Consider the following 8,740-nt stretch of genomic DNA (forward strand, 5'->3'; position numbering starts at 1 on the left):
CCCCTATCTGATCCCCGGATCCTTTCGCCACGCGCGCAGCGATATTGACGGGCTAAAAGCCCGAATTGGCCACCGCCCCTGCGTCCTTACCTGCCAACGTGGCATCAAACTGTCTCAGGGGCTCGCCTCCTGGCTGCGCAGCGATGGGATCGCCGCTGAATACCTTAAGGGAGGCATGTTTGCCTGGCGGGATCTGCCAGGCGCACCCCGGATACCAGCGGCTGAAATTCCGCAAAAGGTCGCCGGCAATACGCTCTGGGTCACCCGGCACCGGCCCAAGATCGACCGCATTGCCTGCCCCTGGCTGATCCGCCGCTTTGTCGACCCTCAGGCCAGGTTTCTGTTCGTCTCCCCCGCAGAAGTCGAGGGAGTCGCGGCCAGATATGACGCCACGCCGTTTGACATTGAAGGCAGCGAATGGTCCCACAACGGCCCCCTGTGCACCTTTGACACCATGCTGGACCGGTTCGGGCTGCGCACCGAAGCGCTTGACCGACTGTCCATCGTGGTGCGGGCCGCTGATACCAACCGCCATGATCTGGCCCCCGAAGCCGCCGGGCTACTGGCGCTTTCCGTTGGCCTGTCGCGACAGTTTCGCGATGACCACCAACAACTGGAGGCTGGACTTGGCCTCTATGATGCTCTTTACCGCTGGGCAAGGGATGGCCAAGGCGAAGGGCATGACTGGCCTGCGGACAAAAAATCATGACGACAGTATCTTGGGGTGACATGTGGCGGGTCTTTGGCAAGATCGGTCTGATGCGCTTTGGCGGACCCGCCGCGCAGATTGCGGTGATGCACCGGGAGCTGGTCGAGGAACGGCCCTGGCTGGACGAAGAGTCCTTTTTGCGCGGGCTGTCCTTTTGCATGCTGCTGCCCGGCCCCGAGGCCATGCAGCTTTGCACCTATACGGGCTGGCGCCTGCGTGGCTTTGGCGGCGGGCTGCTGGCGGGCTTGCTGTTTGTTCTGCCCGGCGCGCTGGTGATTGCATTGCTGGTTTGGCTTTATGCCCCCTTTGGCACCCTGCCTGCGGTGCAATCCGCCTTTTTGGGCATCAAGGCCGCGGGTGTTGTCATCGTATTGCAGGCTCTGTGGCGGCTCAGCAATAAGGCGCTGAAACGGCGACAGGACTGGGGCCTGGCGGGTTTTGGATTTGTCGCCTTGTTTGCCTTTGGCCTGCCCTTTCCGGCTGTTGTTCTGGCGCCGGGATCTTTGGTCTGTGGAGCGGATCGCGTGGCGCGACAGTACAGGACGAGCCGAAGACTCAAACGCCCGCCACCCCCAACCCCAACCTCAGCGCCCGCCACGCGCTGCGGACGGTTGCGATCTGGGGCGGGCTCTGGCTGCTGCCGCTCATCGTGCTCAGTGGTATGGGCGCCGGATTTCTGGCCGAGATCGGCTGGTTCTTTGCCAAACTGGCGGTGGTTACCTTTGGCGGCGCCTATGCGGTGCTGGCCTATATGAGCCAGACCGTGGTGGAGCATCATGGCTGGGTCAGTGCCGGTGAGATGATCGACGCTCTGGGACTGGCTGAAACCACGCCGGGGCCACTGATCCTGGTGACACAGTTTGTCGCCATGCTGGCCGGTCTCAAGGAAGGGGGCCTTGCCCTCTCCCTCGCCGCCGGGGCAACCGCACTCTGGGCCACTTTTATGCCCTGTTTTCTGTGGATTTTTGCAGCCGCCCCCTATGTAGAGCACCTCAGTGCGCAGCCTCGTCTTGGCGCGGCCCTCAAAGCGATTACCGCAGCGATCACCGGCGTCATCCTCAACCTGATGGTCTGGTTTACCCTGCATGTTCTGTTTCATCAGGTCACGGTTCTGCAGCATGGCGCGCTGGCGATGCCCTGGCCCAGCCTGGACAGCCTGAACACATCAGCCCTGCTGCTGACCCTGCTGGCGCCGCTGGTTGCCTATCTGGTGCGGGGACGTCTGTTCTGGCTTTTGTTCCTCATGGCCGCATCAGGGCTTGCCGTGCACCCCCTGATGGCCGGTCTTTAAGCTAACACTCACCAAATCAGCGACGACAGTCTGCGCGCCCTAGAGCCCCAAAATAATTGCAAAACATGTGGCCATGCCCTTTAGTTTTCGGCAGAATCCCCTATGCTGATGCAGCAATTTAACAGGGTGTCTTTCATGTCCAGTGAAATCGACTATGGAAATCTGATGCACTCCGCCATGCGCGGCCTCATTCGCACCGTCCTTTTGGAGGTTGCGGATCACGGCCTGCCGGGAAGTCATCATTTCTTCATCACTTTTGACACCAACCATCCAGACGCCAAGCTGGCGGATTGGCTGCGCGACCGGTATCCCGGCGACATGACTGTGGTGATGCAGCATTGGTACGACAATCTTGAGGTCGGAGAGGATGGCTTTGGCATCACTCTCAATTTTGGCGACGCGCCAGAGCCCCTCTATATTCCCTATGACGCAATCCAGACTTTTGTGGATCCATCCGTGGAATTTGGACTGCGGTTCGAATCTGCTGATGACAGCGACGATGAGGAAGACGCCAACCAGACAAAGGCGGCGGACGAAGCCCCCAATGACGAGGCGCCAAAATCCTCTGAAGGCGATGTTGTCTCGCTGGATAGCTTCCGCAAGCCATAAATCAGACCGGCGGGAGGCCCGAAACAGGCAGGACGCAGTCCGGATAGGCAGACGGGCTGGCTCTTCACCCCACATCAGCGCCACCTGGTGAACCGGCAACAATACAAAATGCGCCTCGCCTCCTGCGGGGCGTTTTTACAGTCTGGCTACTACATTCTGGCTATTACATTTGACTGTTGCTGCTGCTTTCGCTTTTGGTCCTGCGCCAAACACGCGCATCGGCAGCTTGCTCTGGACAGCCACGCTGTACCCCAGCCCGGACCGGTTGTTGCGTCACATCACGCCAGTGCCAAGTCGCTAGTGCCGTATCAGTTCGGTTTCCAACTGACGCGTAGGGCGGCCATTCAGATGCGAGCTGAAGACCAGGTGCAATCCCTTCTCGGACAGGCTGCGGTCGTACTGCTGCATCTCATAGTCGCCGTTTTGATGGATGTACAAGGAAAACACCGTCAGCGTTCCCTCCGTAATGCGCGCCCAAACATAGGGATGCCCTTTCATCGGATCCAGCTGAACCTCATGGCCAAAGACATTGCGCCCCATAGCGGCTGAAAAAATTCCAGCCCGGTCACTTTCACGAAACTCTACTTTGTAAGATTTCTCCTTGCGCCGCCCGTCGTTCTTTTCGGTGATCGAAGTCCAGCGCACAGAAAAACCTTTGCGGGTTTCGGAGATTTCCACGCTCATATCACGCGGGTCAATATCGCCATCCGCGTGCACTACCTCAACAGAGCCGCTATAGCGCCCGACAAATTGCGACACATCCTGCGCCGCAACAGGCGGCACAAACAAAAACAGCGCTGCGAGCAACAAAACGCCCCACCCGATCACCGCGTACAAGGGCCCGGGAAATGGCGTGGAATATAGCACGGCGCAGCAGCCTGCCTGTTTTGGCGGCGTTCGAGTACAGGTTTCAAAGGCTTTGATCACTGAGGTCATCCCTGTTTTACGTTCCTGTTTTACGTTGTCCGGTGTCGCATTGCTCATTGTAGTGCACTCTAGCCCGCTGACAATGACATGGAACAAACCGCTTGTCGTGAATTCTCCCTATACCCCGGCGCATGATTGTCTAAGATGCGCGCAACTGGCCAATTGCGCCGCGAGGGCGCACAGGCTAGATGGCATGCAACGGCATACCAGACAGCATTCCAGACTGAGAGAGAGACAAGATGTCCGATACCCGCACCGAAACCGACAGCTTTGGCCCACTTGAGGTTCCATCCGACAAATACTGGGGCGCGCAGACCCAGCGTTCGATCATGAACTTTCCCATCGGCTGGGAAAAACAGCCCGTCGCGATTGTGCGCGCGCTTGGCGTGATCAAACAGGCCTGCGCCATGGCCAACAAGGCCTCTGGCAACATGGACGACCGCATCGCGGATGCGGTGATCGCCGCCGCAGGCGAAGTCATCGAGGGCAAGTTCGACGACAACTTCCCGCTGGTGGTCTGGCAGACCGGCTCTGGCACCCAGTCCAACATGAACTCAAACGAGGTCATCCCCAACCGCGCCATTGAGATGCTGGGCGGCACCATTGGCTCCAAAGACCCAGTGCACCCCAATGACCATTGCAACATGGGCCAGTTCTCGAACGACACCTTCCCCGCCGCGATGCATATTGCCACCGCCATGTCGGTGCGCGACGTGTTGCTGCCGGGTCTGGAGAAATTTGCCGAAGGTCTTGAGAAAAAATCAGCCGAGTTCAAAGACATCATCAAGATCGGCCGCCCCCATCCCCAGGATGCAACTCCGCTGACGCTGGGGCAGGAATTTGGCGGCTACGCGCATCAGATCCGTCAGGGCATTGCCCGCGTGCAGCTGGCCATGCCCGGCATCTACGAGCTGGCCCAGGGCGGCACCGCCGTTGGCACCGGCCTGAACACGCAGGTTGGCTGGAGCGAGACAGTGGCGGCCAATATGGCCGAGATCACCGATCTGCCTTTTGTCACGGCTCCCAACAAATTCGAAGCCCTGGCAGCCCATGACGCCATGGTCTTCCTGTCGGGCGCCCTCGCGACCATCGCCGGCAGCTGCTACAAGATCGCCAGCGACATCCGCTTCCTCGGCTCTGGCCCCCGTTCCGGTCTGGGCGAGCTGATTCTGCCCGAGAACGAGCCGGGCTCGTCCATCATGCCCGGTAAGGTCAACCCAACCCAGGCCGAGGCGCTGACGCAGGTCGCCGCCCATGTCATGGGCAATGACGCCGCAATCAAGTTTGCCGGCAGCCAGGGCCATTTTGAGCTCAACGTCTATAACCCGATGATGTCCTATAACCTGCTGCAGTCGATCCAGCTGCTTGGCGACGCCACCGACAGCTTTACCGAGCGCATGCTGGACGGCATTCAGGCCAACGAGCCGCGCATCGACAAGCTGATGAAAGAGTCGCTGATGCTGGTGACAGCCCTCGCGCCCACCATCGGCTATGACAATGCCACCAAGGTGGCCAAAACCGCCCACAAGAACGGCACCACCCTCAAAGAAGAGGCCGTAGCGCTTGGCTTTGTGGATGAGGCGACGTTTGATGCGGATGTGCGTCCCGAGCAGATGATCGGTCCCAAGGACTGATGGGTAAGCCGGTCAATCTGAACCGGTATCGCAAGACACAGGCGCGGGCCAAGGACAAGGCCCGCGCTGACCAGAATGCTGTGACCTTCGGCCTTAGCAAACCTGAAAAAGAGCTTGCGAAGGCCCGCGCCGCCAAGACGCGTCGTGATCTGGATGGCCACAGAGACGAGGATAGCGGCGAGGAATGAACGGACGCCCGCGCAAACACTCTCTGACCCTGCGGGGCCACCGGACCTCGGTGTCGCTGGAAGATCCGTTTTGGCTGGCCTTTCGTCAGATTGCCGCTAAAAATAGACGCCCAATCAATGAATTAGCTGCCGAAATTGATGAGATCCGCGGCGCAGATTGCGGCCTTGCCTCGGCCATTCGGCTGTTTGTATTGCGCGAGTTGCAGGCCCAGCTGGCGGATCACACCTGATCCTTTTCTGTGCGCGGGGTGATCTGCAACCAGATGCCGTCTTTTGAGCGTACGGTCAGATGCGCCACCGGCACTGGCTCTTTGCCCACAACAGGCGTGACATGAAAATGGCGCAGGATCATCGACCGGATCAGCGGCCCCTCTACCATAGCAAACCCCGCCCCGGTACAGACCCGCGGCCCGCTTGAAAACGGAATATAGGCGTCGCGCTGACATTGTTTGCCGTTTTCCGTGTGCCACCGGTTGGGATCAAATCCATCGGGGTTGTCCCAAAGCCGCTCGTGCCGGTGCAAATGCCAGGGGCTGAGCACGATCTGCGCCCCCTTGGGCACTGTGCGGTCCCGAAAAGTCACCGGACAGCTGGCCTCGCGCACCATCATCGGCACCGGCGGATACAGCCGCAGCGCCTCGCGAAACACATCGCGGCTGAGGCGCAGTTTTGCGACGGCCGCAAAACTCTCATCCTCAAGGGCCGAGGCCTCCTGCGCCAGCTTTTCTTGCCAGTCGGGATAAAGCGCCACCAGATAAAGCGTCCAGGCTAGGGCCGAGGCACTGGTCTCATGGCCTGCGAGGAAAAAGATCGCAACCTGATCCACCATCTCCTGGGTCTCAAAACACGCGCCGGTTTCCGGGTCCGCCGTGGTCATGATTTTGGTCGCCAAATCATCCGGCGCGTGGCCCTGCGCAATTGCCTCCATGCGGGCTTCGGTCAGCTCCGTTATCAGAGCCCGGATCTTGGTGGCATTGGCGCGGGTGCCGGGGCGAAAGAGACGCGGCACCCATTTGGGCACCGGCAAAAAGGCCGCCAGATTAAGCAGCGGCTGGCTGCGCTGGTAGTCGCGAAACCGGGAAAACACCTCTGCTGCAACAGCATTTTCAATCGGGATCGAAAACAGGGTCCGAAAGATCACATCCGCAGCCACATGGCTGGTAACTTCCTCAACCTCGACCTGCGCGCCGCCTTGCCCAACCGGCCCGACCTGTGTGCTGAGCCGCGCCACGGCTGCGCGGCCGAGGCCCGCATTGCCGGAAAGGTCTCCTTCAGCCGCCCCCCCTCAAAGGCCGGATCAATAATGCGGCGCTGTCGCTTCCAGGTCTCGCCATTGGTCAGAAACACCGAATTGCCCAGCAGTGGTTTCAGCCATTCGGCAATACGGTCGGATTTGGGAAAGGCGTCAGGCTCCTCTTTCAGGACCCGTTTTATCAGCTCAGGCTGGTTGATCAGAAATGAGCGAAAGCTCGGCGCGCGAAATTCAGCCATCCAGGCGCGGTAAAGCTTGGCCGGTTGCGCCGACAAAATGTCCTCGCGAAACAGTTTTACATAGCGCCAAAGCGAGACCTTATCCGCGCGGGCGGGCGGCTTTGGCGGCTGAGGGTGCTGCGCAGTCATGCCTTGGGCTCCGCAGCGGCGCGCACCGAGGCGTATTTTGACACGCTTCGCTCAATCCGCGAGGTTGAGGCCCGGCGCCCCTGATAGCGCGCGCGCAGGGTCATGGCGCCAGCTGTGATGCGAAAATAGTCATAATCCCCGGGGCGGTCAAAGGCACACATATACTGAAAATGCAGCCGGAAGAACCGCCAGCGCAGGGCGGCCCACCGCGCCGGGCTCAGGGTTTGGCTGAAGGCTGCCGAAAACACCAGCGGCCAGCGCTTGCCAACAGGGGCGACACCGCTCACGGCGACAGGATCACAGAGCGCAAAGGCGCAGCCATCACCGGGGGCTGAGACATCGACCCAGGCGATTTCATCGCGCAGCGACAGATAGCGCAGATCGCCGCGCAAGCGATCAGCCCGCGGCAGAAACGACACCATCGGAACCACCTGCCCCAGCGTGAGAAAGCCAATTTCCGGATGCGTCTCAGGCAGCCCCTGCGGATCAGATCCGCCAGCACCGACACGCCAATATGGGCCCCCGAAGAATGCCCAACCACCAGAACCTCGTCGACCCCTCCCGGCGCCAGAGCCAAACGGAACTGCGCCGTGAACTCGGCGATCCGCGCCTCCAGGGCGTGCGAATTCTCTCCACGAGAGGCCGCCGAATAGGCGTAGTCATGCATCAGGTAATAGGCAAAAAACTTGCCGTCCTGCTTTTTGAACCACCGCAAAAGAGCAGCCCCAGCCAGCGCACCAATGCCCCAGCCGGGCAGTAACAAATACCAGGCAGGCTGGGGTACAAGGGTCGTCAGCCCGATTGTCCAACCCACCACGCAGGCCCAGAACAGCAGCGCGGCCAGCAAGGCCTGCCCCAGCAGCATCGCCACCGGGTAAAGCGCCGCAATAACCGGCCCCTTACGCAGTCGCATCAGGCGCGCCAGCGCCCCCGTGCTGATATAAACCCAGGCAGTGCGCAGCAATTGCAGGTAGGTGCCCAGTATGGAGGCCTCCATACTGTCGCGCACGATGTCGGACCAAACCAAAACGCTGACCTCGGCATGGGTTTCCTGACCCTCGTTTTGCCCAGAAACGAGCCATCCATGGGGGCGCCTTTTGCTGCCTGCCGCAGGCAGATCGCTGCCCTGGGCAGGCGGCAGGGCTTTCAGGCTGATCTCATAGCCACTGATCTCGGCCTGTGCCAAAGATTCCTTGCGATAGAGCTCGCGGTAGCGGCGCGGATGGTTGGGGTCATAGCGGGGAATGTAGAACACCCGCCGATTGCGCACGGTGCCGTTTTGCACAGGGCTGTTGCGCACAGAACTGTTGCGCGCGACGCTCTCGCCTGTGCCTTGCACTGTCTGCTGACCTACAGTCTCGCCCATGTTCCCGCCCCAGGTTCCCGTCCCATGTTTTCCTGGCAAAGCTTAGTGTGGATTTAGGACCAGAGTAAGGCCATGTCGTGGAATGACCACGCAAAACAACGGGCTGAACAGAAGGTCAGAACCACCAGACCACCACCGCTGCGATCTGGCAGGAATGTGAAAGGCGCCCTGTTGTACCAAGGGCGCCTTGTGCGTGCTGCGGCAAGGCGCGATCCTAGCCGAGTGTTGCGAGGAAAGGGAAGGCTTCGAGCAGCCACCAGGAGAAGCTGGAAAACAATCCGGTCACCAGCATAAAGCCAACCACCAGCAAGAGCCCGCCCATGAGCTTTTCAATCAGGCCCATGTGGCGTTTCATGGCATTCATCACCACCATAGAGCGGTTGAGGAAGATTGCGG

The 8,740-nt window shown here is 60.2% G+C and carries 6 protein-coding genes and 4 pseudogenes; 6 read left to right on the forward strand and 4 right to left on the reverse strand.

Features of this window, described 5'->3' with window-relative positions:
- From B4968_RS04970 to B4968_RS04980, 3 genes and pseudogenes are all read left to right on the forward strand, one after another.
- Positions 1 to 709 (forward strand): chromate resistance protein ChrB domain-containing protein (locus tag B4968_RS04970; RefSeq protein ID WP_139792572.1); only part of this gene is annotated, 709 nt, incomplete at its 5' end.
- Positions 706 to 2,000, forward strand: a pseudogene (gene chrA / locus B4968_RS04975) (chromate efflux transporter). The gene B4968_RS04970 and the pseudogene chrA, both read left to right, overlap by 4 nt.
- Before the next feature lie 135 nt (positions 2,001 to 2,135).
- Positions 2,136 to 2,609, forward strand: coding sequence for an SspB family protein (locus B4968_RS04980; protein ID WP_083097138.1), 474 nt, complete (start codon positions 2,136 to 2,138; stop codon positions 2,607 to 2,609).
- 297 nt (positions 2,610 to 2,906) lie between these two features.
- Here B4968_RS04980 and B4968_RS04985 read toward each other — a convergent pair whose 3' ends face one another.
- Positions 2,907 to 3,593: a hypothetical protein gene (locus B4968_RS04985; RefSeq protein WP_338153208.1), complete on the reverse strand. Its 687-nt coding sequence runs from the start codon at positions 3,591 to 3,593 to the stop codon at positions 2,907 to 2,909.
- 182 nt (positions 3,594 to 3,775) lie between these two features.
- Between B4968_RS04985 and fumC the strand changes: the two genes are divergently transcribed.
- From fumC to B4968_RS05000, 3 genes are read left to right on the forward strand one after another with little or no spacing between them, the layout of a single operon-like run.
- A complete protein-coding gene (gene fumC / locus B4968_RS04990) occupies positions 3,776 to 5,170 on the forward strand; it encodes a class II fumarate hydratase (protein WP_083097130.1) in 1,395 nt (464 codons plus the stop codon).
- A complete protein-coding gene (locus B4968_RS04995; protein ID WP_083097132.1) occupies positions 5,170 to 5,358 on the forward strand; it encodes a DUF4169 family protein in 189 nt (62 codons plus the stop codon). Before fumC ends, B4968_RS04995 begins: the two co-directional genes overlap by 1 nt.
- Entirely contained in the window at positions 5,355 to 5,588 is a 234-nt protein-coding gene (locus tag B4968_RS05000; protein WP_083097134.1) for a ribbon-helix-helix domain-containing protein, read from the forward strand. Before B4968_RS04995 ends, B4968_RS05000 begins: the two co-directional genes overlap by 4 nt.
- On the opposite strand, the pseudogene B4968_RS05005 reads toward B4968_RS05000, so the two are convergent.
- From B4968_RS05005 to B4968_RS05015, 3 pseudogenes are all read right to left on the reverse strand, one after another.
- A pseudogene (locus tag B4968_RS05005) lies at positions 5,579 to 6,978 on the reverse strand (cytochrome P450). The gene B4968_RS05000 and the pseudogene B4968_RS05005 sit on opposite strands and share 10 nt — an antisense overlap.
- Positions 6,975 to 8,344 (reverse strand): annotated as a pseudogene (locus B4968_RS05010) (hypothetical protein). The pseudogenes B4968_RS05005 and B4968_RS05010 overlap by 4 nt, the downstream one beginning before the upstream one ends.
- A 214-nt stretch (positions 8,345 to 8,558) precedes the next feature.
- Positions 8,559 to 8,740 (reverse strand): annotated as a pseudogene (locus B4968_RS05015) (cytochrome c biogenesis protein CcdA); the annotation flags it as partial.

The organism is Pseudophaeobacter leonis (genome assembly GCF_002087335.1).
GTDB lineage: Bacteria > Pseudomonadota > Alphaproteobacteria > Rhodobacterales > Rhodobacteraceae > Pseudophaeobacter > Pseudophaeobacter leonis.

Coding starts and splice junctions, on each gene's coding strand:
- B4968_RS04980 (WP_083097138.1), top strand. CDS start 2,136: ATGTCCAGTGAAATCGACTATGGAAATCTGATGCACTCCGCCATGCGC.
- B4968_RS04985 (WP_338153208.1), bottom strand. CDS start 3,593: ATGAGCAATGCGACACCGGACAACGTAAAACAGGAACGTAAAACAGGG.
- fumC (WP_083097130.1), top strand. CDS start 3,776: ATGTCCGATACCCGCACCGAAACCGACAGCTTTGGCCCACTTGAGGTT.
- B4968_RS04995 (WP_083097132.1), top strand. CDS start 5,170: ATGGGTAAGCCGGTCAATCTGAACCGGTATCGCAAGACACAGGCGCGG.
- B4968_RS05000 (WP_083097134.1), top strand. CDS start 5,355: ATGAACGGACGCCCGCGCAAACACTCTCTGACCCTGCGGGGCCACCGG.